The sequence below is a fragment of the Bradyrhizobium sp. Crot121 genome (assembly GCF_059512385.1).
The window spans coordinates 119,019-144,424 of sequence record NZ_JCAMOR010000009.1; the positions used below are offsets into that span (position 1 = coordinate 119,019).

Genomic DNA, 25,406 nt, shown 5'->3' on the forward strand with positions numbered 1-25,406 from the left:
GAATTCGTCATTGCCGGGCTTGACCCGGCAATCCATCCTCTAGGACTCTTATCGATAGCAGATGGATGCGCGGGTCAAGCCCGCGCATGACGCGACGAGACTGTTCCTCCATGCTCATCCACTTCGAAACCCAATCGGACCTCGAAGACGCGATCAAAACTCTTGTGAAGCAGGACAAGCGGCTGAGGCCAGTCCTGGAGATCACCGGCATGCCGGCGCTGCGGCAGCGCGAGCCGGGCTTTGCCGGGCTTGCCGCGATCGTCTGCGGCCAGCAGCTTTCGACCGCGAGCGCCGCGGCGATCTGGGGCCGGGTCAGCAAGGCATTCGATCCCTTTCATCATGATGCGATCAGCAAGGCGCGCGCCGACCGGCTTGGCCGGCTCGGCCTGTCGGCGGCGAAGATCAAGACACTGAAGCACATCGCGCGCGAGCTCGCCGCCGAGCGGCTGAACCTCGACGTGCTCGCGAACGAAGACGCCGACATCGCCCACAACACGCTGACCGCGCTGCCCGGCATCGGACCATGGACCGCGGACATCTATCTGTTGTTCTGCCTCGGCCACGGCGACGCCTGGCCGGCGGGCGACCTCGCCGTGCAGGAAGCGGTCAAGATCGGGCTGGGACTGAAGGAACGGCCGACGGCAAAGCAGATGGCGCCGCTGGCCGAGCCCTGGCGCCCGCTGCGCGGCGCCGCGGCGCATCTGTGGTGGGCCTACTATCGGGTGCTGAAGAAACGCGAGGGCGTAATTGCCGGCGCGAAAACGAGCGCAGGATCGTAGCCCGGGTGAAGCGTAAGCGTAACCCGGGCCCGGCGGCAAACGTCGATACTGGTGTCCCCGGGTTGCGCTTCGCTCCACCCGGGCTACGGGGCTTCGTCAAAGTTTTCGGCTGTCGTAGGCCCAATGGAGCAGCGCTTGGCGTTGCCGCGGCCTGCACGTCAGATCACCGGGTTCGCAACTGCGCTTGATCTGCGCGACATGTCGCCGGATCGCTTTCCAGCGCCTGATCTGCCGCGCATCCTCCATCGATATGCGACGGCCCATGTAATAGCGGCAATACCACTGAAACCAGCCGCGCGGATCGTCGGGGTGGATCCATCCTTTCTGTCGCCAGACCGAAAGAGGCTGGCTCGCGTTGACGCCGAAGTAGTTCAGCGAGCAGTCGCGTCTCGAAAGCGAAAGCCGGGCGCCGGCAAACCAGCTCGCCGGGAATTCCTTGCGGCAGTCCGTCATGTACTTGCCGCAGAAGATGCCGAGGGCCAGCAGCTGCTTCGGCGTGAGTTCGGGACGAAATTCCGGATCGAAATTGCGTCCGGCAGGTTCGGTGAGGACGTAGCGGTACCCCCGCTGCATCTTGTCGTTGACTGTAACACTTACAGAGCGTCGGCGCATGATTGTGAGCCTCATGTCCTTTGACAAGCGCGGCGGGCGGCGAAAGTTCTCTGGACAGGCCCGTAGCCCGGGTGAAGCGCAGCGTAACCCGGGACCGATCGTCAATGTTGATGCAGATGTCCCGGGTTGCGCTGCGCTCCACCCGGGCTACGGGGCACTAGCCGCGCAGCCTGATGCGGTCTTCGCGGGCACAGGCGGTGACGAAGCTGGTCACGGCGCGGACGGCGGGCAGTTCGATCAGGTCGGGATGCGCGAGCAGCCAGAGGTCGGAGACGCTGCCGAGCTTCTGCGGCGCGACCCGCACCAGGTCCGGGCAGCTCTCGGCGACGAAGCAGGACAGCGCCGAGATGCCGAGCCCGGCGCGCGCGGCGGCCAGCATGTCGCCTTGCGACGAGCAGCGCATCACCACCGTTCCCTGCCGCGTAATGAAGTCGCTCCAGCGCGCCAGATGCGCGTTGGACGCCTGGTCGGCAAACCCGATCACGCTGTGACCCCGCCACTCCTCGCGCCGCTCCGGCAGCTTGCGCCGCGCGGCATAGTCGCGCGAGGCGTAGAACCCGGTGCCGAGCCGGCCTATTCTGCGCCCGATCAGGTTCTCCTCGCCGGCATCGACCGGCCGCAGCACCACATCGGCCTCGCGGCGGCGCACGCTCGCCGGAAACGGATGGGTGATGATCTCGAGCTGGATATGGTCGTGGTCGCGCAGGAACGGGCCCAGCCGCGGCATCAGCCAGTGCGCGGCCAAGGTCGCACCGATCGACAGCTTCACGACGCCGCGAGCCTGTTCGCCGGTTGCGGACGCCGCGGCCTCGGCGCGCAGCGCTGCGGCCGCCATGGCGTCGGCATGCTCGCGAAACTTGCGGCCCTGCGAAGTCAGCGACAACCCGTCATTGGAGCGCGCGAACAGGCGGGTGCCGAGCTGCTTCTCCAGCGCCGCGATCTTGCGGCCGATGGTCGGGTGGCTGGCGCGCAGGCGGCGTGCGGCGCCTGCGAAACTCCTGGTGTCCGCGACGGCGACGAAGGTCTTGCACAGGTCCCAATCCATCCGGCAGCCTCGCATAGCCTGTTCATTTCTGCTGAAACGACTGTTCAATATTGAACAGCGCCACCGCTTCGTCCAGCCCTATATTGACAGCGTCAAGATCAAGATGCCGCAGGCACCGGAGGACCCAGGAATGACGCTGCCCGCTTTTCTCGCCAATAGTCTCGAACTACCGGTGGTCGGCTCGCCGCTGTTCATCGTGTCAGGGCCCGATCTCGTGATCGCCCAGTGCAAGGCCGGTATCGTCGGCTCGTTTCCGGCGCTGAACGCCAGGCCGGCCGAGAAGCTCGACGAATGGCTGACGCAGATCGAGGACGAGCTCGGCGAGTACAAGGCGCGACATCCGGACAAGAAGGTCGCGCCTTACGCGGTGAACCAGATCTGCCATGCCTCCAACGACCGGCTGATGCGGGACATGGAAACCTGCGTGAAGCACAAGGTTCCTGTCATCATCACCTCGCTGCGGCCGCCGTCGGAAATCGTCGAGGCCGCGCATTCCTATGGCGGCGTGGTGTTTCACGACGTCATCAACGTCAAGCATGCACGGAAAGCCGCCGAGCAGGGCGTCGACGGCCTGATCCTGGTCTGCGCCGGCGCCGGCGGGCATGCCGGCACGCTGTCGCCGTTCGCGCTGGTGCGCGAAGTCAAGCAATGGTTCAAGGGCACCATCCTGCTGTCGGGCGCGATCTCCGACGGCTGGAGCATCGCCTCCGCGCTCGCGCTTGGCGCCGACCTCGCCTACATGGGCACTCGCTTCATCGCCACGCAGGAAGCCAATGCCGATCCGCGCTACAAGCAGGCGCTGACTGAACATGCCGCCCACGACATCGTCTATTCGAACCTGTTCACCGGCGTGCACGGCAACTACCTCGGACCGTCGATCGTGGCCGCCGGTCTCGATCCGAACAATCTGCCTGTTGCCGACAAGTCGACGATGAACTTCGGCTCCGGCGGCAACATGAAGGCCAAGGCGTGGCGCGACATCTGGGGTTCGGGCCAGGGCATCGGCCAGATCACGGATGCGCCGCCGGTCGCCGAACTGGTGGAGCGGCTCAAGACGGAATTCACCGAAGCAAGCAGCGACTTCCAGAGACGCGCGAGCGCATGAATTCACCTCGCCCCGCTCTTCGCGGGGAGAGGTCGAAATTCAAGCTGCGCTTGAATTTCGGGTGAGGGGCTGCCTCCGCGAATGTCTCTGTCATCGTATTCGCGGAGAGAGCTCCTCACCCCAACCCTCTCCCCGCAAGAGCGGGGCGAGGGAAAGGCGCGATCAAGCGCCCTCAATTCAGAATAAAAATCTTTAGTCATCGGGAGAGAGACCATGAAGCTGCGGCACGCATTGGCCGTTCTGTTTACCTTGGGCGCGATCGCAACGGCCTTCGCCGAGGACAAGGAAGACATCCGCATCGGGCAGACCCTGCCCTACAGCGGTCCGCTGTCCGGCTTCGGCATCATCGGGCGGACGCAGGAAGCCTTCTTTGCCAAGGTCAATGCCGAAGGCGGCATCAACGGCCGCAAGGTGAAGTTCATCACGATGGACGACGCCTACTCTCCGCCCAAGACGGTCGAGCAGACCCGCAAGCTGGTCGAGCAGGAAGAGGTGCAGATGATATTCGGTTCGCTCGGCACCGCGACCAACAGCGCCGTGCACCGCTACCTCAACGGCAAGAAGGTCCCGCAACTGTTCCTCTTGAGCGGCGCCACCAAATGGGCCGACCCGAAGAACTTTCCCTGGACCATGCCCGGCATGGCCGCCTACGAATCCGAGGGCGTCGTCTATGCCAAATATGTGTTGCAGGCCAAGCCCGACGCCAGGATCGCTATCCTCTCCCAGAACGACGATTTCGGCCGCGACTATGTCGCCGGCTTCAAGCGCGCGCTCGGACCAAAGGCCGCCAACATGATCGTCGCGGAGGCGAGCTACGAGACCAGCGCGCCGACAATCAGTTCGCAATTGGCGACATTGAAGGCCTCCGGCGCCAACGTGCTGTTCGCCGTGGTGCTTGGGAAATTCACCTCGCAGTCGATCAAGGGCGTGGCCGAGCTCGGCTGGAAGCCCGAACTGTTCTTCGTGCCGACCTCGGCCTCCTCGATCTCGTTCCTGGAGCCGGCGGGACTGGAGAATGCAGTCGGCCTGATCTCCTCGAGCAATCAAAAGGACACGATGGATGTGCAGTGGGCCGATGACGCAGGTGTGAAACAATATTTTGCGTTCATGAAGCAGTATCTGCCGAATGCCGATCTGAACAATTCGAACTACGCCGCCGGCTACCACTATGCGACACTTCTGATGGCCGCGCTCAGGGCATGCAAGGACGATTTCAGCCGCGACAACATCCTGCGCCAGGCGATGTCGCTGCGCGAGGTCAAGCTGCCGCTATTGTTGCCGGGAATGACCGTTACGACCGGTCCGGATGATTATCTGCCGTTCCAGCAGTTGCAGTTGCGGCGCTTCAACGGCAAAAGCTGGGTCGCTTTCGGCGAGATCCTGGACGACCGCTAGGCCTGTCGCGATAGATTGAGGGTGTGAGAATGATCATCAGCGGTGAACGCCGGATCGGCTATGGCGAGATCAACGAGCGCATCGGCCGCGCAGCATCCGGGTTGCGGGCGCTGGGCGTGCGCGATGGCCAGCCGGTCGCGATGATGTTGCGCAACGATTTTGCGCTGTTCGAGGCGGTGGCCGCCTCCGCCGCGCTCGGCAGCCCAATCGTACCGATCAACTGGCACCTGAAGGCCGACGAGGTCGCCTATATCCTCGCCGATAGCGGCGCGGACGTCCTGATCTGTCATGCCGACCTGTTGCCGCAGATCCACGATGGGTTGCCCGCCGGGCTCAAGCTGCTGGTGGTGGCGACGCCGCCCGAGATCGCCGCGGCCTACGGCATCACGCCTGAACTGACGCAGGTGCCTGACGGCCTGACCGACTGGGACCGCTGGCGCGACACCCATGCGCCCCTGACCGATGCCCCGATCGGCGCTTCGCCGATGTTCTACACCTCGGGCACCACGGGCCAGCCCAAGGGCGTGCGGCGCAAGCCGATGCCGCCCGAACTGCAGGCCGCGGCCGCCCGCGTCAGCGCGATCGCCTACGGCGTCAAGCCGAACGACAACCAGATCGTGCTGATGAACGGGCCGATGTATCATTCGGCGCCGCACAGCTACGGCATGCTGGCGTTCCGCTGCGGCTGCACCATCGTGCTCGAGCCGCGCTTCGATCCCGAGGATCTGCTGCAGCTTATCGAGCGCCACCGCGTCACCCACATGCACATGGTGCCGACGATGTTCGTGCGGCTGCTGCGGCTGCCGGAGGAAACGAGACGACGCTACGACGTCTCCTCGTTGCGCTTCATCATTCACGGCGCCGCGCCCTGTCCGCAGGATGTGAAGCGCGCGATGATCGACTGGTGGGGACTGGTGGTGAACGAGTATCTGGGCTCCACCGAGACCGGGATCCCGATCTGGCATTCGGCGACAGAGGCGCTGGCAAAGCCCGGCACCGTCGGCCGCGTGATCGAAGGCGGCATCGTCAAGATCTTCCGCCCCGACGGGACGGAATGCGACGTCAACGAGCCCGGCGAGATCTTCATGCGGCAGACGGCAATCCCGGATTTCGACTATCACGGCAATGCCAAGGCGCGCGCCGAGGCCGGGCGTGAAGGCCTCGTCAGCGTCGGCGACGTCGGCTATCTTGATGCGGACGGCTATCTGTTCCTGTGCGACCGCAAGCGCGACATGGTGATCTCGGGCGGCGTCAACATCTATCCCGCCGAGATCGAGAACGCGCTGATCGGCATGGAAGGCGTGCGCGACTGCGCGGTGTTCGGCGTCGCCGACGACGAATATGGCGAGCGGCTGTTCGCCTGCATCGAGCCCGAGCCGGGCGCGACGCTGTCGGTCGCCGCCGTGCAGGATTTTCTGCGCAGCAAACTTGCCAACTTCAAGGTGCCGAAGGACATCCAGTTCATGGACGCGCTGCCGCGCGAAGCCACCGGCAAGATCTTCAAGCGCAAGCTGCGCGATCTGCATCGCGAAGGCACGCTCCGCGCAGCCGTTTGATGCGGCCGAGGCAAATGCGCTCTCACGCCTTTTCACGTGTGCGTTAGGAACGGCTTCGCCGCCCTTTCGCAGCCTCCATCCGCGCCCAACCTAGCAACGTTGTTTCATGCGTTGCCAATGGAGCGCGATCGGCGTGACGAAGTTCGGTCAGGTGCGCTGGGCTCAGAAGGATGGCAGCCCGCCGACGACGTCCCAAGCGGACGGTCCGGCGGGCGAAAGCGGCGTGCGGGTGTTCCGGGCGCTGTTCGACGGCGGGGCGCATTTCAACGCCACACCGGATCAGCACCTCGTCTTCGTTCAGATGTCACCCCATCTGCAGCTCGATTGCCGAATAGCCGGACGGCAGCTTCGGCACGAGACGACCCACGGCGCGCTCGCGATCTGTCCGGCCGGCATTGACTCGTCCGCCGACGCCGACGGCACGGCCGATATGCTGCTGGTCGCGGTCAAGCCGACCCAGCTTGCGCTTGCGGCCGCGGAAGATTACGCGCTCGAAGCAGAGCTGCCGGAACGGCTGTCGGGGTACGACCAAACGCTTCAGCAGACGGCGCAGTCGCTGGCCGCGGAGAGTGCGCAAGGCTATCCCAATGGTCCGCTGTTCTGGAGCGAAGCCGCGAGCCGCTTCATCGGCCGCCTGGTGTCCAACTATACGTCGACGCCGCGACGCCCAGTTCGCGGCCGGCTCGGTCAACGCGCGCTGCAGCGGATCAGAGACTATGTGCTGATCAATCTTGCCGAGCCGATCGAGGTCGCCGATCTGGCCGCACTCGCCGGCCGCAGCTCGTTCCATTTCTCGCGCGTATTCACTCGATCGGTCGGCATGACGCCGTATCGCTACGTGGTCCATCTCCGCCTGCAGGCGGCGGCGCGGCATATGCGCGAAGGACGAATGGCTCTCGCTGAAATCGCTGTCGACACCGGGTTTGCAGATCAGAGCCATTTGTCGCGATGGGTCCGACGCGTGTACGGCGTCGCGCCCTCCGAGTTTACCTGAGCGAACCAGCAAAACCGCAGGAATCTTCACGAACGCAGGGCCCGCTTCTCCGTAAATCGGCAGACACGCCGAGCACTCCGCTCGCGCCGATCACAGGAGAGTGAAGCCATGTCTGCTACGATCGATGCCGCCGTTTGCGGCCTGAGCGAGGACTTGCCCGGGCTGGTGTCATTGCCCGGCGATGATCGCTATGCGGCGGCGACCAGTATCTGGGCCAAGCAGGTCGGCATCGCGCCCGGTGCGGTCGTGCATTGCCGAACCGCTGGGGATGTCCAGGATGCAATCCGGGCTGCGCGCGAGCGCGAGCTGCCACTGTCGGTCCGCGGCGGTGGCCACGACTGGGCGGGCCGCGCGCTCTGCGACGGCGCGGTGATCGACCTGTGCGGCATGCGCAGCGTCGCGCTGAGTGCCGACCGCCGCAGCGCCTCGATTGCGGGCGGCGCCCGCGCCGCCGATGTCATAGCTGTCACCGATCCACACGGGCTGGCGGTGGTGGCGGGATCGGTTTCGAGCGTCGGGATCGCCGGACTCACGCTCGGCGGCGGCTATGGTCCGCTGATCGGACGCTTCGGACTGGCGATCGACAACATGCTCGCCGCCGAGATCGTGCTGGCCGACGGCCGCATCGTGCATGCCGACAGCGAGAGCAACGCCGATCTGTTCTGGGCGCTGTGTGGCGGCGGCGGCAATTTCGGCGTGGTGACGGCGATGCGTCATCGCGTCCATGAACTGCCGAGCGTCCATTCCGGCATGCTCGTCTATCCCTTTTCCGAGGCCCGCGCGGTGCTCGAACGATGCGGCGCATTGATGGCGTCGGCGCCGGATGAGTTGACGGTGCAGCACACGCTCATGGTCGGTCCAAGCGGCGCGATCGTGGTCCTGGTCATTCCAACCTGGAGCGGCCGGCCCGAACAAGGTGAAGCAGGGCTTCAGCCGTTCGCGCGGTTGGGAACGCTGCTTGCGGGCGGAATCGAGCGGCAATCCTACGCAGCCCTGCTCGGCATGTTCGATCCCTACATCGCGAGCGGATTGCAGACCGTGATGGACAGTTGCTGGCTGCCGGCGCTCGACCGCGACGCCATCGACGTGTTCATCCACGCGATGGAAAACGCGGTCTCGCCGGGATGTGCGATCATTACCCACGAATTCCGCGGCGCGGCGTCCCGCGTCGCGGAGGCTGCGACGGCGTTCGGACTGCGTCGCGATCACCTGCTGGTCGAAATCCTGGCAAGCTTTCCGGATCGCTCCAACGCCAGCGACTGGCCGCGGCACCTGCACTGGACGCGCTCAACGCGCGAGCGCTTCGCCTCAGCGCTACCCGGCGGTTATCCGAACTTTCTCGGCAAGGATGAACTCGATCGCGCGAGACAGAGCTACGGCGGCAATGCCGGGCGGCTGATGGAGATCAAGCATCGCTACGATCCCGACAACGTCTTCTCTTCTGCCATTCCGCTGCCGCGTTCCGCTTAACGTTGAGGACGCGCATGCTGATTCATGTCGTTAGCACTGCTGTCGCGTTCATGCTGACGGCGTTCAGGGCAAAAAAGGTGGCCCCGTGTCTTCCTCGGGTCCACAATTTCAAACGGCTTGTCAGGCCGGCGTCCGCTTCATCGCAGCCGCCGGAAGCGAACAGCGTTTTAAACTATGTTGCCGTTGCAAAACGTCCATCGCCCGACGCAAAGATGGCGGCACGTCACGAGCCGGAGCCGCCGCCATGACATCGACCGACTTCGTCGTCGCCCGCAACGATCTCAAGCAATGCAAGTTCATCGAGCAGACGGTGCCCGATGCCGCCGTGCTTCCAAGCGAGACATTGCTGGTCAAGGTGACGCGCTTTGCGCTGACCGCCAACAACATCACCTATGCGGTGCTCGGCGACGAGCTGAAATACTGGCAGCTCTTTCCTGCACCGGATGGGTTCGGCAACATTCCGGTGTGGGGATTTGGCGAGGTCATCGCCTCCCGCCATCCGAACGTTGCCGAGGGTGAACGGTTGTTCGGGTATTTCCCGATGGCGACGCACCTTGTGATCGAGGCCGCCGAAGTCAGCAAGCGCGGCCTGCGCGACGGCGCCGCACATCGGCAGGGCGTGGCGCCGGTCTACAATGCCTATGCACGTGTGAGCGGCAATCCGGCCTTTGCCGGACGGCAGGGCGACTACCAGGCCTTGCTGCGGCCATTGTTCATGCTGTCGTTCCTGGTCGACGACTTCCTCGCCGAGAACGGGTTTTTCGGCGCGGAAAGCGTGATGCTCTCCTCCGCCTCCAGCAAGACCGCCTTCGGGCTCGCGCATCTCTTGCACTCCAGAGGCATCAAGGTGATCGGCCTGACGTCGGGGGCAAATACCAACTTCGTGACATTGCTCGGCTGCTACGACGAGGTCATCACCTATGATCGCGTCGCGTCGCTGGCTGCCGATCGGCCGGCGGCGTTCGTCGACATGGCCGGCAACAGCGGCTTGTGCGAGGTGCTGCACCGGCACTTCGGCGCGCAGATGAAATATTCCGGGCGCGTCGGACTGACGCATCGACTCTCCTCCGAGAGCGAGCCGGAGTTGCCGGGCGCCAAGCCGAGCTGGTTCTCGGCGCCCGAGCAGATCCGTAGACGTGCCAAGGAGTGGGGACCGGGCGGAATCGAGGCGCGCCTGGGCCCCGCATGGGCCGGCTTCGCGCCGAAGCTTGAGCAATGGCTCAAGGTGAGCGAAGGCCGTGGTCCCGCAGCGGTGCAAGCAGCCTATCTCGACACCCTGAGCGGCCGCGTGCCGCCGGAACTGGGGCTTATTCTCTCGCTCTGGGAATAGCCGACATCCCGTCACGACCTTTCTGCGGCCTCCCGAATAGGTATAGGCTGCACGGGAACACGCCGCGGAGACGGCCGTGATGGGAAACGCTCATGCTCGACAAGACCGACGACATCTCGGTGGCCGCCGACACTTGGCTCGCGCGATTCGAGGACGCACTTCGCAAGCCCGGCGACGGCGCGCTCAATTTCCTTTTTCTCCCCGATAGTTTCTGGCGCGATATACTGGCGCTGAGCTGGAACATCCAGACCATCGACGGCGCGGACGCCATCATTGCCGAGTTGAAGCGGCATGCGGGCCGCGCGGCACCACGCCGCCTTGTGATCGATCCCGACCGCCGCGCCCCGCGCAAGGTGATGCGGGCCGGCACCAATGCGATCGAGGCAATGTTCAAGTTCGAGACCGCTGATGGCCGCGGCAGCGGCATCGTCCGCCTGATCCCTGACCCTACCGACGGCAACGCGCTCAAGGCCTGGACGCTGCTGACCGAGCTCGGCGAGCTCAAGGGCTTTGAGGAGCAGCTCGGCGTCAACCGCCCCCGTGGCAACGCCTATTCGCGTGACTTCCGCGGGCCGAACTGGCTCGACCTCCGCAAGGCGTCGACCGACTATGCCGACCGCGATCCGACCGTGCTCGTGGTCGGCGGCGGCCAGAGCGGGCTTTGCATCGCGGCACGGCTGAAGCAGTTGCAGGTGGATACGCTGATCGTCGACCGCGAGGAGCGCATCGGCGACAATTGGCGCAAGCGCTATCACGCGCTGACCTTGCACAACCAGGTGCAGGTCAACCACCTGCCCTATATGCACTTTCCGCCGAACTGGCCGACCTATATCCCGAAGGACAAGCTTGCCAACTGGTTCGAAGCCTATGTCGACGCCATGGAGCTGAACTTCTGGACCAGCACCGAGTTCGAGGGCGGGCACTACGACGCGAACGAAGGCCGCTGGACGGTGACGCTGCGCGGCGCCGATGGCTCGAAACGCCAGATGCATCCGCGCCATGTGGTGCTGGCCACCGGTGTCAGCGGGATTCCGAGCGTGCCTGATATCCCCGGCCTGAAGGATTTTTCCGGTAAGGTCCTGCATTCCAGCGGCTATGACGACGGCGAGAACTGGAAGGGCAGGCGCGCCATCGTCATCGGCACCGGCAACAGTGGCCACGACATCGCCCAGGACCTCTATTCCAGCGGCGCCGACGTGACGCTGGTGCAGCGCAGCCCGACGCTGGTGGTCAGCATCGAGCCGTCGGCGCAGCTCGTCTACGCGCCCTACAATGAGGGAACGCTCGACGACAACGACCTGATCGCGATGTCGATGCCGCTCAAGCTGGGGCGCAAGAGCCACGCGATGGTGACCGAGAAATCGAAAGCGCTCGACAAGGACCTGCTCGAGGGCCTTAAGCGCGTCGGCTTCAAGCTCGACTACGGCGAGGACAACACCGGCTGGCAGTTCAAATATCTCACCCGCGGCGGCGGCTATTATTTCAACGTCGGCTGCTCCGATCTGATCGTCAAAGGCGAGATCGCGCTGAAGCAGTTTGCCGATATCGAGACGTTCGTTGCCGCCGGCGCCAGGATGAAGAACGGCGAACTCCTCCCCGCCGACCTCGTGGTGCTCGCGACCGGCTACAAGCGCCAGGAGGAACTGGTGAAGAAGCTGTTCGGCGCCGACGTCGCCGACCGCGTCGGTACGATCTGGGGCTTTGGCGAGGAGCAGGAGCTCCGCAACATGTACACCCGCACGCACCAGGCGGGCCTCTGGCTGATCGCCGGCGGACTGGCGCAATGCCGGATCGGCTCGAAGCATCTGGCGCTGCAGATCAAGGCGATCGAGGAAGGCCTGCTGCCGCGCGACGTCGGGCCGCGGGCGATGTTTGCGTAGTTTACACCGTCATTCCGGGGCGCGCGAAGCGCGAGCCCGGAATCCATAACCACCATCATGAGTATGGATTCCGGGCCTGCGCCTTGCGGCGCATCCCGGAATGAAAACGACCTTGGGGAGGAAAACACATGTCGACCATCCTCGGCTCCGGCGAGCATCGCTACCGCGTGGTGCAGAACTGGGCCAAGCTGCCCGACGGCTGGCAGCTCACCGACGTCGCCTCCGTCGCGGTCGACAGCAAGGACCGCATCTACGTCTTCAATCGCGGCGAGCATCCGATGATCGTGTTCGACCGCGAGGGCAATTTCCTGCGGAGCTGGGGCGAAGGCCTGTTCTCCCGCGCCCACGGCCTGCACATCGACGCCGATGACAATCTCTATTGCACCGATGACGGCGACCACACTGTGCGCAAATGCGCGAGCGAGGGCAAGGTGCTGCTCACGATCGGCATCCCAGCTAAGCCCGCGCCGTTCATGAGCGGAGAGCCGTTCAACCGCTGCACCCACACCGCGCTATCGCCAAAGGGCGAGATCTATGTCTCAGACGGCTACGGCAACGCCCGTGTCCACAAATTCACGCCCGACGGCAAGCTGATGCGGAGCTGGGGCGCGCCCGGCACCGATGCCGGACACTTCAACATCGTTCACAACATCGCGACCGATGCCGACGGCTTTGTCTATGTCGCCGACCGCGAGAACCATCGTGTGCAGGTGTTCGACGGCAACGGCAAATACGAGACGCAGTGGAACAATCTGCACCGTCCCTGCGCGCTCTGCTGTTCTGGCGGCAAGCAACCCAATTTCGTGATCGGCGAACTCGGTCCCGGCATGGCTGTCAACCGCAAGGTACCTAATCTTGGACCCCGGCTGACCATCGTCGATGCCAAGGGCAATCGCATCGCGCGGCTCGGCGGCGAAACCGGCCCGGGCGTGGAGACCGGCAAATTCCTGGCGCCGCACGGCATCGCGCTCGACTCCAAAGGCGACATCTATGTCGGCGAGGTCGGCGTCACCGACTGGAGGACCAGCTTTCCCGAGACCGAGATGCCGGCCGAGGTAAGGGTGGCGCGCTGCCTGCAGAAGCTGGAGAAGATCGTAACGTAGCTAGAGTTTGATGAGCTAAGGTTGAACTGTATCCGCCGTGGGTGCTGCCTCTTTTCACCTCTCCCATAGGGAGAGGTCGGCGCGCAGCGCCGGGTGAGGGGATCTGCTCTATCGAGGGACCGCAACCCCTCACCCGCGCCTCCGGCGCGACCTCTCCCTTCGGGAGAGGTGAACTTGCGGCTAAGCCGATTCAACCAAATGACATCGCGCTCTTGAGCATGATCCGGAAAGTTGGGAACCGGTTTCCCTCGCGACAAACGCGAAGCGTTTGCGCGGAGATCATGCTAAACAAAGAGCCGCGATCAAATATCGCCGATCACCTCGCGCCGGCGCTGCTCGGATTCCTCGGCATAACGCCGCATCGCGTGCGCCTCGTTGAGGACGCCGATCGGACAGCGTTCCGCACCCTCCTCGACCACGGCGAGCGATTCCGCTTCGGCTGCATCGAACACCGCAATCGCCTCCTGGATGTTCATGGACGGATGCAGCACCACGTCGCTGTGGCGCAGGATGCCGAGGAGGCCGTTGTGCATATCGATATCGGGCGCATGCGCGTCCGCGATCAATGCCAACCCGGCGTAACGCCCCTCGCCATCGACCGCGACCACCTGGGTTTTGGAGCCGAGCGGGAACTGCTTGCGGAACTGCGCTATTGGCACGTCCGCATTCACGGTCGTCATGTCCCGGCGCATCAATTTGTCCACCGTGAGATCGCGGATCCAGCCGACATCGGCGGCGCTGCGGATGGTCTCGCCGCGCAGATGCAAGCGCCAAGTCGCAAATGAATAGCCGAACAGTTCCCGCGTGATCATCGTGGAGATGATGACGGAGACCAGCACCGCCGTGGTGAGCCAGAGATTGCCGGTCGATTCCAGCGCGATGAAGGACATCGTCAGCGGTCCGCCGATGACCGACGCCGACAACGCGCTCATGCAGATCACCGCATAGACGTCCGGATCGAGTTGGAGGCCCGGCCACAACATGTCGCAACCGGCGGCGAACAGCCGGCCGCCCAGTGCGCCCATGAACAGCGTGGCGAAGAACAGGCCGCCGCGAAATCCGCTGCCGAGCGAGACGATCGAGGCCATCGCTTTCAGGAACAGCACGCCGGCCATGAAGGCGAACGGTATCGACACTATGCCGCCGAGATGCAGCGCGCCATGACCCGAGGACATCACCTGAGGCGTCAGCAGCGCCATCAGTCCGACCGCGAAGCCGCCAAGGGCCGTACGCAATGGCGGCCAGAGCCCTGTCTTTCCGAGCAGCGTCTCGCACAGCGTGACGCCGCGCATGATGGCGATGCCGAACAGCGCCGCCAGCACGCCGAGCAGCGCGGCGATGGCGAGGTCGCGCCCCAGCACATCGCCGGCGGCATCGACGCCGACCCCCAGCGTCAGCACGCTGAAGGAATGGGCGACAAAATAGCCGGCGACCGCGGCGACCCCGACCGGCGCCAGGCTCGCGGGCGTATAGCCGCCGATCACAAGTTCGAAAGCATAGAAGGCGCCGGCCAGCGGCGCGCCGAAGGCGCCGGCGATCGCCGCCGCCGCTCCGCATCCAACCATGATGCGCTGGTCGATGCGGCGCAGGTGGAAGGCGCGGCCGACCGAAGCTGCGATGCCGCTGGAGAGCTGCGTATAACCCGCCTCGAGCCCGACCGAGGCGCCGACGCCGGAGGACCAGATCGTCTGCAGGGCGACGATCACGCTGCCGCGGAACGACATCCGCCCGCCGTAAAGGGCATTGGCCTCGATCGGATCGATCTCGCGCTTCGGCCGCCAGCGCGCCAGCGCGAGAAAGGCCAGGCCCAGCAGCAGCCCACCCAGGCTCGGAACCAGCACGGCGCGCAGCGGATCGAGGCTGATCTGGCTGGACAGCCGCTCGCCGAACGGCAGATCGAACAGGGCGACATGCAGGACCGACACCGCGCCACTCATGGCCGCCACCACCAGCCCGCCAATGGTTCCGGTCAGTGCCGCCAGGACCACCAGGCTCGTTTCATGCGCGCGGACGAAGGCGCGCAGCCGGCGTGGAGCCTCGAGATAGCGGGACTTGGTGAGCATTGCAGAGGCCGCCGACGCAGGAGGTATCTGCGGCCTCGTTTACGGGCCTTGCAAGCGGGTGGCAATCACGGCGGGATCATGGCAGCGTGGAATACGATAAACGGCTCAACGCTCTTCACAATCCCGTCACGCTGCATGTAGTATGTCAGCACATGCTGCTTCGCAGCGATATGGAGGCCGGGAGCGTTACTTGAACGCACATGTCTCGCAAGGCGGTTGGCCGGTACTGGTCCTGAACGCGGACTTTCGGCCGCTGAGTTATTATCCCCTGTCGCTATGGTCGTGGCAGGACGCGATCAAGGCAGTCTTCCTCGATCGCGTAAATATCGTCGAGTATTACGACCGGGCCGTCCGGAGCCCCTCCTTCGAAATCCAGCTCCCCAGCGTCGTCTCGCTGAAATCCTTCGTCAAGCCGACCACGCATCCGGCCTTCACGCGTTTCAACGTTTTCCTGCGCGATCGTTTCGCCTGCCAATACTGCAATTCGCCTGACGATCTCACCTTCGATCACATCATCCCGCGCAGCAAAGGCGGCCAGACGACTTGGGAGAATGTGGTCGCGGCCTGCTCGCCCTGTAACCTCAGGAAGGGCAACCTGACGACGCAGCAGGCCAAGATGTTTCCGAAGCAGACGCCGTTCGCGCCGACCGTGCATCAGCTCCACCGCAATGGCCGCCTGTTCCCGCCAAACTATCTGCACGATAGCTGGCTCGACTACCTGTACTGGGACACCGAGCTGGATCCGTAAAGGGTGCGGCCGTATTTGTGTGCTGAGTCCCACTGCCTGTGTATGAGTGACCTCGCCAGCCAGATTATCCCTCACTACGAAAAGCACGCAGCAGCGTGGGACCGAGACCGTCGGAACGCCTATTGGAACGACAAGGTCTGGCACGACCGTTTCATCGGCCGACTAGCCAAGGACGCCACGGTGCTTGATCTCGGCTGCGGTCCAGGGCAACCGGTTGCGCAGCAGATGATTGAACGAGGACTGCGCGTGACCGGCGTCGACTCCTCACCGACGATGATCTTGTTCTGCCGTGATCGCCTGCCCGATCAAGAATGGATTGTTGCGGATATGCGGCGACTGTCGCTCGGTCGGCGGTTCGACGGCATTCTCGCGTGGGACAGCTTCTTTCATCTTAATCACGACGACCAGCGAAGAATGTTTGCGGTTTTTGCCGACCACGCCTCTGTCGGAACGATATTGATGTTCAATACCGGACCGCAGCACTGTGAGAGCGTCGGCGAATACAGGGGCGATCCGCTGTATCACGCGAGCCTATCACCTGCCGAATACGAGATGTTTACCGCGCGCTTTGGGTTCGGCGTGCTGGAACACGCGACGAACGATGCGCAGGCAGGCGGACGAACGGTGTACCTCTGTCAACGGAATGACTTCGGGTGATGTCGCCTGCTGGGCCCCTGAGCTGAACCGCGCTTCCGCTTTCATCATGTCGGCTGTCCGAACCAGGGCGGATGTCGCCGTGCGCCTGCCCTGACCGCCGCTTCTGAACACAAAGGGACATCCCGCATTGGTCAGCATCACTGACCTCTGCGTGGCGGCGCGGCAACAACCACTTCACAAAATCGCGCCGTGCCGGTTTTCGCCATATCTACGGCGTTTCGCCTGACAATCGTGGTTCTCGGTTATTCGCATGCTCGGCTTCTACTTTGAGAACTACGCCGGCTGGAGTGGCAACTGACCTCAGCCGGGACAGTGACGGCGCGTGAAGGTAGCGGCGGCTGAGCCATGGACGTCCGAGTGGGGATCGGCAGGACCGAATGCGGTTTCGGCTTCCTCCAGAAAGGTTGTCAAAATGCATCTCGCCAGCCGGTTTGCTGCTGCAACAGCCGCGTTCATTTTCGCAACAGTTGGATCGCCAGCCCACGCGGCGTCGGGCCCGTGCGGGGAGATGGCCGGGATATCGGTCTTGCCCTCGCCGTTCGCTCCTTGGAAGGGGGCGCCGCTGCGCGTCATAATCGTCAGCGAAAAGCCGCTCGAGGGTGTGATGTCGCTGGTCGCGCCCGATGGAAGCGTCGCGGCCAAATCGTCTGATCGGCACGGCGGTGCGCCATACTCCTGGTTTGCCGAGGTCGCCGCGCCGGCCGCGGGGACGTGGCACGCCACGCTCGCGCTCGACCACCCGACGGCGGATTGCGGCACGATCACACACGATATCTCCGTGAGCGCGCGCAAGCCGGACCCTGTGGCTATTCCCGCCGGCCGCTTCTGGAAGGTGCGCAACAGCTGGAATCACGAGACGGAAGCCTTGTTCTCGGCGTGGATCGAGAAACTGTTCGACGCGCCGCCCGATCAGGATCTGTCCTGGAAAGCCTGGCATGAAGTCCTGCGCGACCGGTCACGCAACTTCCTGTTCAACTATCTTGGTCGTGGCGAAGACAACGTGAAGACCGGCCTTCGCCCCGACTGCGCCGACTTCGTGTACTTCCTGCGCGCCTATTTTGCCTACAAGGTCGGGCTGCCGTTCGGCTATTCCAACTGCTCACGCGGCACCGGCGGCAGGGCGCCCAAATGCTACCAGTGGTTCGACATGGAGCATCCGGAGATGACACGTCCGCCGGCGCCGCCCGAACAGGAGATCGCGCCGGCGACGATCGCCGACGCCACGCTGCCTGGGCAAACGCCGAGGATCCTGAACATGTTCGGCGGCGCCCCGTCGGCCCAGACACCAGTTCCCGTTGCGGCTCCGCCGAAGCCGCAGCCAAAGCCGCCGACGACGTTCAGTGAATATCTGCGGGATGTCGGCGACGTCGTGCATACGGGCGCAGTGCGGGTCGCCGCGAGCGACGAAAACACCGATTTCTACACCGTTCCGCTGGCACAAGAGACGCTCCGCCCGGGCACGGTGTACGCCGATCCCTATGGACACGTGTTGATGCTCGTTCATCGCGTGCCGGAGATGGACGGCAAGCCGGGCGTCTTCCTCGCCGTCGATGCCGAGCCGGACGGGTCGATCACGCGAAAGCGCTTCTGGCGTGGCAATTTCCTGTTCGTGCACGATCCCGCGCTCGGCAGCCCGGGTTTCAAGCACTTCCGGCCGATCGCGCGCGACAAAGGCGGTTCGTTGCGGCGGTTGGCCAACGCCGAAATTACCAGCAATCCGCAGTACGCCGATTTTTCGCTCGATCAGTCAAAGATGAGTGCCGAGGACTTTTACGATCGCATGGATGACGTGATGTCGCCCGAGCCGCTCGATCCCGTGAAAGCGATGACGGACGCGATCGCGAGTTTGAACGAGCAGGTGAAGACGCGTGTGACCTCGGTCGAAAACGGACGAAAATATCAGGAGAAGCAGGCTGGCGACGTGGCCATGCCCAACGGCCCCTCGATCTTCGAGACGTCAGGAGCCTGGGAGGATTACTCCACGCCGGCGCGCGATTTCCGCCTGTTGATCGCGATGGACGTCGTGCGGGGCTATCCTGATCGCGTCGTGCGGCGGGGGGCGCGCTACGCGATGCCGAACGGCAGGGACATCGCGGATGTGAAGAACGAGCTGCAAGGGGTGCTAGCGTCCGAACTCGCCTCGCGAAAAATATCCTACACCCGCAGCGACGGCTCGCAGTGGACACTGTCGCTCAAGGAGGTCCTCGATCGGGCCCCGAGCTTCGAGATGGCCTATAACCCGAACGACTGCGTCGAGGTGAGGTGGGGCGCGCCTGACAACAGCGAGGAGGCTTCCACGTGCAAGCGGCATGCGCCGCAGGCACAGCGCGCAAAGATGTCGTCGGAATATCGCAACTGGTTCCGCGAGCGGCACTGGCCGACGCACACCTGAATCGCGGTACAGGGCATATCAGGGCCAACCGCTCTCGTGGCGCAAGCAGAACGCACGACCCGCGCTTGTATCCCTACACCGAAGAAGGTTTTTTGGTTACTTCATGAGTCCCGGCACATGTCGTGCTGGGACTCATGACAAAAGCACGTGTCACGTTTTCCGCCTTCACTAATCTCGACCATAGACGCACTTGGCCATAGACCGCAGCGGAACGCCGAACCTGTTGTGAAGGTCATACTCTACGAACGCCTCGAGGCGGCTGTGCGGCTGCTGCGGAGGCCAGGCAAAATAGGGCGTGAAGAAGACCGGCTGCTGCCATTCGATGAGGTTGACCCGGCGATACGCCGAGGGCGCCAGCATCCGCTGTTTCACCGCCCGCTCGCACCAATGACCGAACGTGGATGCCTGTGCGCCGCAAGCCGGGGCAAGCGAAAGCACCAAGGCTGCGAGCGCTGACGTGGCCTTCATATGACTGCTCCTCGTGAGGATGACAACGCAGGAGATTGCGCCAGTCTTTCATGGACGTCTACCAAGATGTCGTGGCGGCTGTGTCGCACCAGTCTGCAATCACCTCGGCCGCCAGTCCACAAAAAGGCTGTAACGCATCTGCGCAGTTAATCTCGAAAATTTTAATCCAGTGATGTGAGCCAGTTCACGTCGAACCCGCACGTTTGGTCCCAGCGTCGCGTGGGGCACTTCAACGTGGGAGAGAAAGATGCGTAGCTTCCTTCTTGCTCTCGCGACGTCCGCGACCGTCCTCGCAACTGGCGTAACCCCGGTCGCAGCTAGCGAGTACCGGTATTGCCTCCAAGGCGAAGAGTTTGCCGGCACCGGCGATTGTAGCTTCACCAACTACCAGCAATGTCAGGCTACCGCATCAGGCCGCATGGCCTATTGCGCTGCCAATCCCGACTTTGCGACCGTCCCGACAATTCGTGTCAGGCCGCACCACCGCTGACGCCGCGTGCGTCGCAAGCAAATCAGATGGCTTGGTCCGCTGTGCATCATAAGGCGAGATCGATCATGTGATCGCAGCGGCCAAGTCTGGTATTGGGCCGGTAGCCGACCTGCTGCAGGTAGCTCGAATGTGCGGGCAACCGGAACGAAACCGCCTCGAGTGAAGGCGTCCACTCATCCAATGGTTGTCGCATCTGGCGTCACCCGCTACTGTGGTGGCCGCCACAACGGGGATCTGTCTTTGACGGCCGGATGTTCATCATACCTCGATCTTTATAGACGGCTGCAGCAATCATGGTCCGCCGAGACCAGCAGCAAATGGCAGTGCGACAACCCGGCAGCAGGGCAATGCGCAGTCACCGCCTTGGTGGTTCAGGACATCCTCGGTGGAGATATCCTGAAGACAAACGTTGATGGAGCGTGGCATTTCTACAATTGCCTCGATGGACGCAGAGTTGATTTCACGGCGGGCCAATTCGTTAGTCCCATCGGCTACGACGATATCGTCAGCAACAGAGACGAAGCCTTTAACGAGACCTCTGCAAGCCAATATGAGCTTCTTCGTTCCTGTGTGACCCTTCTTGGTAGGGAACGTAGTCCAGCACTTGCCGAAAGGCGGTTTGCTGAGCGACGACAAGAATTCATCGGCCTCGATCGCGGCGCGCGCTTCAAACTGATCTATCAGACCAATCTTTGGGGAGCAAAATCGTCTGTATCGGGCGTCGGCTCTGAAATCACTGCGACGCAGAAGCTTCGCGAGGAATTGTCGGATTTGCTGCGCGGCCTGGGTGTGAGAACGTTGCTGGATCTGCCCTGCGGCGACTTCTCATGGATGGCTGAGACTGACCTGGCTGACATTCGATATCTTGGTGCCGATATTGTATCTGAAGTCATCGAGGCCAATTTGTTGAAGCATAGCAAGGGCGACCGGGAATTTCGGCGCTTGGACATCGTCGAAGACCCAATTCCACGACACGATCTTGTCTTGTGCAGGGATTGTTTCGTGCATTTCTCATTTGCTCAGATCAACCGCGCGATCGACAACATCAAGCGATCCGGAAGCAAATGGCTGCTGACGACGACGTTCCCGGGCATTCGCCAGAACCGGGATATTGAAGATGGAGACTGGCGGCCGCTGAACCTTCGATCTGCTCCATTTCTGTTTCCTAGTCCGGATACAACAATCAATGAGGGTTGCACGGAAGCCAGCGGCGACTATTCGGACAAGTCCCTGGCCTTGTGGCGTATCGACAGTTTGCCTGTCCCCCATGAGCGATAACCGAAACGGAATCATTGAGGCTTCCGGTGACAGTCTTTTGGGTCTCAGGACAGTAAATCTAGCAAGGCGAACTGCCCTTCGGGCCAATAGCGGCTATCATCTACGTAGGAGATCGAGGGCCTCGTCTGCGCACACCTCCACACTGCGATGTGCTGTGTCGGTCGGGAATTTCCTCGTCTCTCGCAATCGTGCAAAACACGAAACTGCTCTCCTGCATTTCGGGCTTCATATCTCTCAATAGCGTCTTAAGGTTGAGTTCACCTGCCACAGTCGTATCCATTTCAATAACTCTGGGCCCACCTCTAATGCGAGGATTTGGCTGACACCTTAATCCCCCATAAGCTTGCCTTTCTTCCCCGGAATACCAGCCACCGTCCCCGCGTGGAAGGAAGGGGCGTCGACGCCGCCGGAACGATCGGCTGCCCTCGCTCCGCAACTGCGCTAGAGTGCAGGACTGGCCTGATCGTCAGGAGCCCGCATGTCTACGGCAATCTCAACACTCGGCGGCGTCGGCCTCTTCCTGCTTGGCATGACCGTGATGACGGACGGCCTGAAGGCGCTGGCCGGGTCCGCCCTGCGCACGGTGCTAGCCAAGGCGGCGGCGACGCCGCTGCACGGCTCGTTCTGGGGCGCTATCGTCACGCTTCTGGTGCAATCCTCCAGCGCAACGACCATGACGACGATCGGTCTCGTCAGCGCAGGTCTGCTCACGTTCCAGCAGGGGCTGGGCCTCGTCTTCGGGGCGAATGTCGGCACCACAGGGACCGGCTGGCTGGTCGCCCTCATCGGCGTCCGCGTCTCGCTCACGGCTGCGGCACTGCCGATGATCTTTGTTGGCGCGTTGACCAAGCTTCTGGCCCGCGGGCGAATATCCGGGATGGGCGCCGCCCTCGCCGGGTTCGGGCTTGTGCTTTTTGGGTTGACGACCCTGCAGCAGGGCATGGGCGGGCTGGCCGAACGGTTGCACCCGGCGGACCTGCCTGCCGTTCTCGGCAGTCCCGAGGCCGGGTGGTGGTCGGGCCTGTTCGGCGTGCTGGTGCTGGTCGTGGTCGGGCTGGTGATGACTGCGCTGATGCAGTCGTCAACGGCCGCCGTCGCGGTCACACTGTCCGCCTACTTCGCCGGCGCGGTTGGGCTGGACCAGGCCTGTGCGCTGATCATTGGCCAGAACATCGGAACAGCGACGAGTTCCGCCCTGGCCGCGATTGGCGCCAGCACCACCGCCAAGCGGCTGGCCATCGCTTATGTCCTTTTCAAGCTTATCTCCGCCGTTATCGCGCTGGCGCTTTTCCCCGTCGTCATCCCTCTACTCGTGCGCGCCTCGAGCACCGTCGATGGCGTCACGCTGCTGGCCTTGTATCACACGGCATACAATGTTGTCGGCGTGGTGGTCCTGCTGCCGCTGATCAACTGGTTCACGCGACTGGTCGAGCGTATTCTGCCCGAGCGTGGCTCGCCGCTCACGCGGTGCCTCGACCCTTCCGCGCTTGAGACCCCGATCGTGGCGGTGGAAGCGGTGCGGCGAACGATTGCACGCGCGCTCGTAACGGTATGCAGTTCGATCGAGGCGGCACTGGCCGGCCGTGCTGAACCAATCCGACTGGGGAAGGACACCGCATCGGTGCAGGATGCTGCAGACGCCTTGCGTCAGGCACAGATATTCCTGTCTGATGTGACCGGACCGCCTGAGAGCGACGACGAGCAACAGCGTCTCACGAGCACACTGCACGCACTCGACCACGCGTCTCGACTGACGGAGATGGCGAATAGCGGAATCAATTTCGGTTCGGTGAGTGGCGGACCGGAGGACATCCGCGCCGGAGAGCTATGCGCAGAAGCGATGCGAAGCGCGGCCGCGATTGCGCGCGGGGTGGCGGCGCCAGCCCGCGCCGACGGATCGCCGCAGGTCACAGCCTCGCATGGCGACGTCATGGCCGGTCCGCGCGCGGTCTCCACTGACGAGGCCATGCCCGAGCTCGAGCGTTGCGCGACGCAACTTGGCGAAATGCTGCGCACCCACCGCAGCGCGACGCTGGGCGCGGTCGCCAATGGAACGCTTACCGCCGACGCGGCGCTCGTTCGCGTCGAAACGGTTCGAAGCCTCGAAGCGCTGTCGCGTCACGCCTGGCGCTCCGCAGCCCATCTCGTCGGTCGCGGCTAAACCCGACCGACGGCCTCCGGCGCCTGGTCGCGCGCCTAGGGCTCAGTCTCCGTCGCTGCGGTGGCGCTCGAGGCATACAACGAGCTCGCATAGTAAGTGCGGAATGAAAACCGCGTCAGCACGCCAATGGCGGAAGCGAGCGGTACCGCGACCAACAGGCCCACGAACCCGAACAAATAGCCGAAGGCGAACAGCGCGAACATCACCCAAACCGGATTCAGATGCACACGACGGCCCACCAGATTTGGCGCCAGGACGTAGTCGGCCAGCGCTTGTCCGACAATGAAAATGGCCAACACGAGCCAAATCGGCTTCCAGTCCGGCGAGAATTGAGCAATCGCGATGCACACAGATACCACCAGGCCCGAAAGCGCACCGAGATACGGGATGAAGCTGATCAAGCCGGCCACGACGCCTACCAGGATCCCGTGTTCGAGACCGATCAGTTTCAATGCCGCTGCGTAGTACACCGCGAGCACGAGGCAGAGGAAGCTCTGCCCGCGGACGAATCCGCTGATCGTCTTATCGACCTCGCGTGCAAGCATCCGAACCGTTTCACGATGTGCCGGCGGAACCCAATTGTCGACCGTCGCAATCATTTTGTCCCAATCGTAGAGCAGGTAGCAGGCAACGATCGGCGTGACGATGCCAAGCGAGACGATCGAGATCAGAGCCCGTCCCCCGGACCACAGCGACCTGAGGATGGTGTCGAACCAACTGGTAGCCATTCTCGTCAGCTCGCCGATCGAGCGTTCGGTGTGGTTCAGTCCCTCTCCGACGATCCTGCTTACCCACGGTCGGTCCGGATCGGTTGCCAACGTATGCACCCGTCGGACATAGAGCGGCAGGTGTTCGCCGAAATACCAGAGCTCACGGACGATGACGGGCACTGTCAGAACCATCGCGATGCTGATCAGCGCAACGACGAACGCGATAATGGCAAGCGTGGCCACGAGCCGGTTCACCCCCAAGCGCTCGATGCGAGAAGCCAGGGGATTGAACAGATACGCAAGCGCCATGCCGGCGACGAATGGCAGCAGAACTTCGCGCAACAAGATCACGACCGCGGTGATTGCCGCGAAAGTCGCAATCCAAAACACGAGGGGCCGGGTGCGGCGGACGCCGATCGAGCCCATTGCGATTGGTCGTTTCGACAATTCGCCGGTCATGTGTTGAACACGGTCCGTTGGCGATTTCTTAAACTTGCACGTTTGGCCTACCGCTTATGTGCTTGCGATGGATCCGGATGGCGACCGGATCAGGCAGGACGTGGATATGGTCACGTAGCGCGTCATTCTCGGCCGATGGTCGTCTTGCAGCGCTGCCCGCACCGATAGGTCAGAGGCGCTGCCTCTCCTCCACATCAGGTCGCGCGGCCTTGGCGGCCTGCGAACAGGCCGTAGACAAAGAGTACGACGACTGCGCCCACCACGCCACCAAGGAAACCTGCAGATTCACCGGGCTGATACCATCCAACGGACTGGCCCAGGTAAGTCGCGACGAATGCGCCGACGATCCCCAAGATGGTCGTCAGAATGAAGCCCTTCGGCTCCGTCTTGTCGCCAGGCATGATGAATTTGGCAATCACTCCAACGATAAAGCCAATGATGATCGTCCAAAGGATGCTCATCTCATTGCCCCTGTGTTGAAACCGCCGATCGACAAATCTGCATTCCGGCCGCCCCCACGCCAGTTTCTTTGATACAGATCAAACAGACCGACTTCATTTTTCTAGCGACCGCCTCTTCGAGGAGATCGAGCAAAGCGCGCGCGGCCGACAGCAATCTCGCGATTGCATCAAATTTTAGAGATAGATCGAAGCGACTTTTCAAGGATTTGCGTTAGGTATCGGGTCATGAGCACCCCGACCTACACACTCT

The 25,406-nt window shown here is 63.2% G+C and carries 22 protein-coding genes; 15 read left to right on the top strand and 7 right to left on the bottom strand.

Annotated features, from left to right (window positions below; all coding sequences use genetic code 11):
- Window positions 1-110: 110 nt before the first annotated feature.
- Window positions 111-779, top strand: coding sequence for a DNA-3-methyladenine glycosylase family protein (locus AC5ZGW_RS11605; protein ID WP_130229751.1), 669 nt, complete (start codon window positions 111-113; stop codon window positions 777-779).
- A 96-nt stretch (window positions 780-875) separates the two neighbouring features.
- Here AC5ZGW_RS11605 and AC5ZGW_RS11610 read toward each other — a convergent pair whose 3' ends face one another.
- A complete protein-coding gene (locus tag AC5ZGW_RS11610) occupies window positions 876-1,391 on the bottom strand; it encodes a hypothetical protein (protein ID WP_130229750.1) in 516 nt (171 codons plus the stop codon).
- 157 nt (window positions 1,392-1,548) lie between these two features.
- Window positions 1,549-2,436, bottom strand: coding sequence for a LysR family transcriptional regulator (locus tag AC5ZGW_RS11615; RefSeq protein WP_130229749.1), 888 nt, complete (start codon window positions 2,434-2,436; stop codon window positions 1,549-1,551).
- A gap of 130 nt (window positions 2,437-2,566) precedes the next feature.
- Here AC5ZGW_RS11615 and AC5ZGW_RS11620 point away from each other — a divergent pair, with 130 nt between their 5' ends.
- From AC5ZGW_RS11620 to AC5ZGW_RS11655, 8 genes are all read left to right on the top strand, one after another.
- The gene (locus AC5ZGW_RS11620; protein WP_130229748.1) at window positions 2,567-3,541 is read left to right on the top strand and encodes an NAD(P)H-dependent flavin oxidoreductase; all 975 of its coding nucleotides are present in this window, start codon (window positions 2,567-2,569) and stop codon (window positions 3,539-3,541) included.
- A gap of 213 nt (window positions 3,542-3,754) precedes the next feature.
- Window positions 3,755-4,936: an ABC transporter substrate-binding protein gene (locus tag AC5ZGW_RS11625; protein WP_130229747.1), complete on the top strand. Its 1,182-nt coding sequence runs from the start codon at window positions 3,755-3,757 to the stop codon at window positions 4,934-4,936.
- A gap of 29 nt (window positions 4,937-4,965) precedes the next feature.
- On the top strand, window positions 4,966-6,492 hold the full coding sequence (locus AC5ZGW_RS11630) for an acyl-CoA synthetase (protein ID WP_130229746.1): 1,527 nt from the start codon (window positions 4,966-4,968) through the stop codon (window positions 6,490-6,492).
- Between the two features lie 133 nt (window positions 6,493-6,625).
- Window positions 6,626-7,486, top strand: coding sequence for a helix-turn-helix domain-containing protein (locus AC5ZGW_RS11635; protein WP_165435557.1), 861 nt, complete (start codon window positions 6,626-6,628; stop codon window positions 7,484-7,486).
- A 108-nt stretch (window positions 7,487-7,594) separates the two neighbouring features.
- Window positions 7,595-8,956 (top strand): FAD-binding oxidoreductase, encoded by a 1,362-nt coding sequence (locus tag AC5ZGW_RS11640; protein WP_130229744.1) that lies wholly within the window; start codon window positions 7,595-7,597, stop codon window positions 8,954-8,956.
- Window positions 8,957-9,200: 244 nt separating this feature from the next.
- Complete coding sequence (locus AC5ZGW_RS11645) at window positions 9,201-10,286, top strand: DUF2855 family protein (RefSeq protein ID WP_130229743.1); 1,086 nt, start codon at window positions 9,201-9,203, stop codon at window positions 10,284-10,286.
- Between the two features lie 92 nt (window positions 10,287-10,378).
- Window positions 10,379-12,166, top strand: a complete 1,788-nt coding sequence (locus AC5ZGW_RS11650) for a flavin-containing monooxygenase (RefSeq protein ID WP_130229742.1) — start codon at window positions 10,379-10,381, stop codon at window positions 12,164-12,166.
- A 128-nt stretch (window positions 12,167-12,294) separates the two neighbouring features.
- Complete coding sequence (locus tag AC5ZGW_RS11655) at window positions 12,295-13,269, top strand: peptidyl-alpha-hydroxyglycine alpha-amidating lyase family protein (RefSeq protein ID WP_130229741.1); 975 nt, start codon at window positions 12,295-12,297, stop codon at window positions 13,267-13,269.
- 302 nt (window positions 13,270-13,571) lie between these two features.
- Here AC5ZGW_RS11655 and AC5ZGW_RS11660 read toward each other — a convergent pair whose 3' ends face one another.
- Window positions 13,572-15,332: a chloride channel protein gene (locus AC5ZGW_RS11660; RefSeq protein WP_028163792.1), complete on the bottom strand. Its 1,761-nt coding sequence runs from the start codon at window positions 15,330-15,332 to the stop codon at window positions 13,572-13,574.
- A 190-nt stretch (window positions 15,333-15,522) separates the two neighbouring features.
- Here AC5ZGW_RS11660 and AC5ZGW_RS11665 point away from each other — a divergent pair, with 190 nt between their 5' ends.
- The 3 genes from AC5ZGW_RS11665 to AC5ZGW_RS11675 all read left to right on the top strand — a co-directional run bounded on the left by AC5ZGW_RS11665 (window position 15,523) and on the right by AC5ZGW_RS11675 (window position 19,129).
- Entirely contained in the window at window positions 15,523-16,080 is a 558-nt protein-coding gene (locus AC5ZGW_RS11665) for an HNH endonuclease (RefSeq protein ID WP_028163793.1), read from the top strand.
- Between the two features lie 42 nt (window positions 16,081-16,122).
- Complete coding sequence (locus AC5ZGW_RS11670) at window positions 16,123-16,737, top strand: class I SAM-dependent methyltransferase (RefSeq protein ID WP_130231107.1); 615 nt, start codon at window positions 16,123-16,125, stop codon at window positions 16,735-16,737.
- Between the two features lie 412 nt (window positions 16,738-17,149).
- A complete protein-coding gene (locus AC5ZGW_RS11675; protein WP_130231105.1) occupies window positions 17,150-19,129 on the top strand; it encodes a hypothetical protein in 1,980 nt (659 codons plus the stop codon).
- A gap of 168 nt (window positions 19,130-19,297) precedes the next feature.
- Here AC5ZGW_RS11675 and AC5ZGW_RS11680 read toward each other — a convergent pair whose 3' ends face one another.
- Entirely contained in the window at window positions 19,298-19,597 is a 300-nt protein-coding gene (locus AC5ZGW_RS11680; protein WP_130231103.1) for a hypothetical protein, read from the bottom strand.
- A 247-nt stretch (window positions 19,598-19,844) separates the two neighbouring features.
- On the opposite strand from AC5ZGW_RS11680, the gene AC5ZGW_RS11685 reads away from it, so the two are divergent.
- Entirely contained in the window at window positions 19,845-20,087 is a 243-nt protein-coding gene (locus AC5ZGW_RS11685; RefSeq protein ID WP_080663745.1) for a DUF3551 domain-containing protein, read from the top strand.
- 159 nt (window positions 20,088-20,246) lie between these two features.
- Window positions 20,247-21,365, top strand: a complete 1,119-nt coding sequence (locus AC5ZGW_RS11690; protein WP_463327135.1) for a class I SAM-dependent methyltransferase — start codon at window positions 20,247-20,249, stop codon at window positions 21,363-21,365.
- A gap of 100 nt (window positions 21,366-21,465) precedes the next feature.
- Here AC5ZGW_RS11690 and AC5ZGW_RS11695 read toward each other — a convergent pair whose 3' ends face one another.
- Window positions 21,466-21,645: an ACT domain-containing protein gene (locus AC5ZGW_RS11695; protein WP_130229109.1), complete on the bottom strand. Its 180-nt coding sequence runs from the start codon at window positions 21,643-21,645 to the stop codon at window positions 21,466-21,468.
- 198 nt (window positions 21,646-21,843) lie between these two features.
- Between AC5ZGW_RS11695 and AC5ZGW_RS11700 the strand changes: the two genes are divergently transcribed.
- On the top strand, window positions 21,844-23,526 hold the full coding sequence (locus tag AC5ZGW_RS11700) for a Na/Pi cotransporter family protein (protein WP_130229110.1): 1,683 nt from the start codon (window positions 21,844-21,846) through the stop codon (window positions 23,524-23,526).
- Window positions 23,527-23,561: 35 nt separating this feature from the next.
- Here AC5ZGW_RS11700 and AC5ZGW_RS11705 read toward each other — a convergent pair whose 3' ends face one another.
- Both AC5ZGW_RS11705 and AC5ZGW_RS11710 read right to left on the bottom strand, forming a co-directional pair.
- Window positions 23,562-24,683 (bottom strand): AI-2E family transporter, encoded by a 1,122-nt coding sequence (locus AC5ZGW_RS11705; protein ID WP_245474998.1) that lies wholly within the window; start codon window positions 24,681-24,683, stop codon window positions 23,562-23,564.
- A gap of 206 nt (window positions 24,684-24,889) precedes the next feature.
- A complete protein-coding gene (locus AC5ZGW_RS11710) occupies window positions 24,890-25,156 on the bottom strand; it encodes a GlsB/YeaQ/YmgE family stress response membrane protein (protein WP_028164462.1) in 267 nt (88 codons plus the stop codon).
- Window positions 25,157-25,406: the final 250 nt, after the last annotated feature.

Coding starts and splice junctions, on each gene's coding strand:
- AC5ZGW_RS11695 (WP_130229109.1), bottom strand. CDS start 21,645: ATGGATACGACTGTGGCAGGTGAACTCAACCTTAAGACGCTATTGAGA.
- AC5ZGW_RS11700 (WP_130229110.1), top strand. CDS start 21,844: ATGTCTACGGCAATCTCAACACTCGGCGGCGTCGGCCTCTTCCTGCTT.
- AC5ZGW_RS11645 (WP_130229743.1), top strand. CDS start 9,201: ATGACATCGACCGACTTCGTCGTCGCCCGCAACGATCTCAAGCAATGC.
- AC5ZGW_RS11625 (WP_130229747.1), top strand. CDS start 3,755: ATGAAGCTGCGGCACGCATTGGCCGTTCTGTTTACCTTGGGCGCGATC.
- AC5ZGW_RS11610 (WP_130229750.1), bottom strand. CDS start 1,391: ATGCGCCGACGCTCTGTAAGTGTTACAGTCAACGACAAGATGCAGCGG.
- AC5ZGW_RS11675 (WP_130231105.1), top strand. CDS start 17,150: ATGCATCTCGCCAGCCGGTTTGCTGCTGCAACAGCCGCGTTCATTTTC.
- AC5ZGW_RS11680 (WP_130231103.1), bottom strand. CDS start 19,597: ATGAAGGCCACGTCAGCGCTCGCAGCCTTGGTGCTTTCGCTTGCCCCG.
- AC5ZGW_RS11710 (WP_028164462.1), bottom strand. CDS start 25,156: ATGAGCATCCTTTGGACGATCATCATTGGCTTTATCGTTGGAGTGATT.
- AC5ZGW_RS11605 (WP_130229751.1), top strand. CDS start 111: ATGCTCATCCACTTCGAAACCCAATCGGACCTCGAAGACGCGATCAAA.
- AC5ZGW_RS11655 (WP_130229741.1), top strand. CDS start 12,295: ATGTCGACCATCCTCGGCTCCGGCGAGCATCGCTACCGCGTGGTGCAG.
- AC5ZGW_RS11650 (WP_130229742.1), top strand. CDS start 10,379: ATGCTCGACAAGACCGACGACATCTCGGTGGCCGCCGACACTTGGCTC.
- AC5ZGW_RS11630 (WP_130229746.1), top strand. CDS start 4,966: ATGATCATCAGCGGTGAACGCCGGATCGGCTATGGCGAGATCAACGAG.
- AC5ZGW_RS11615 (WP_130229749.1), bottom strand. CDS start 2,436: ATGGATTGGGACCTGTGCAAGACCTTCGTCGCCGTCGCGGACACCAGG.
- AC5ZGW_RS11660 (WP_028163792.1), bottom strand. CDS start 15,332: ATGCTCACCAAGTCCCGCTATCTCGAGGCTCCACGCCGGCTGCGCGCC.
- AC5ZGW_RS11640 (WP_130229744.1), top strand. CDS start 7,595: ATGTCTGCTACGATCGATGCCGCCGTTTGCGGCCTGAGCGAGGACTTG.
- AC5ZGW_RS11620 (WP_130229748.1), top strand. CDS start 2,567: ATGACGCTGCCCGCTTTTCTCGCCAATAGTCTCGAACTACCGGTGGTC.
- AC5ZGW_RS11685 (WP_080663745.1), top strand. CDS start 19,845: ATGCGTAGCTTCCTTCTTGCTCTCGCGACGTCCGCGACCGTCCTCGCA.
- AC5ZGW_RS11670 (WP_130231107.1), top strand. CDS start 16,123: ATGAGTGACCTCGCCAGCCAGATTATCCCTCACTACGAAAAGCACGCA.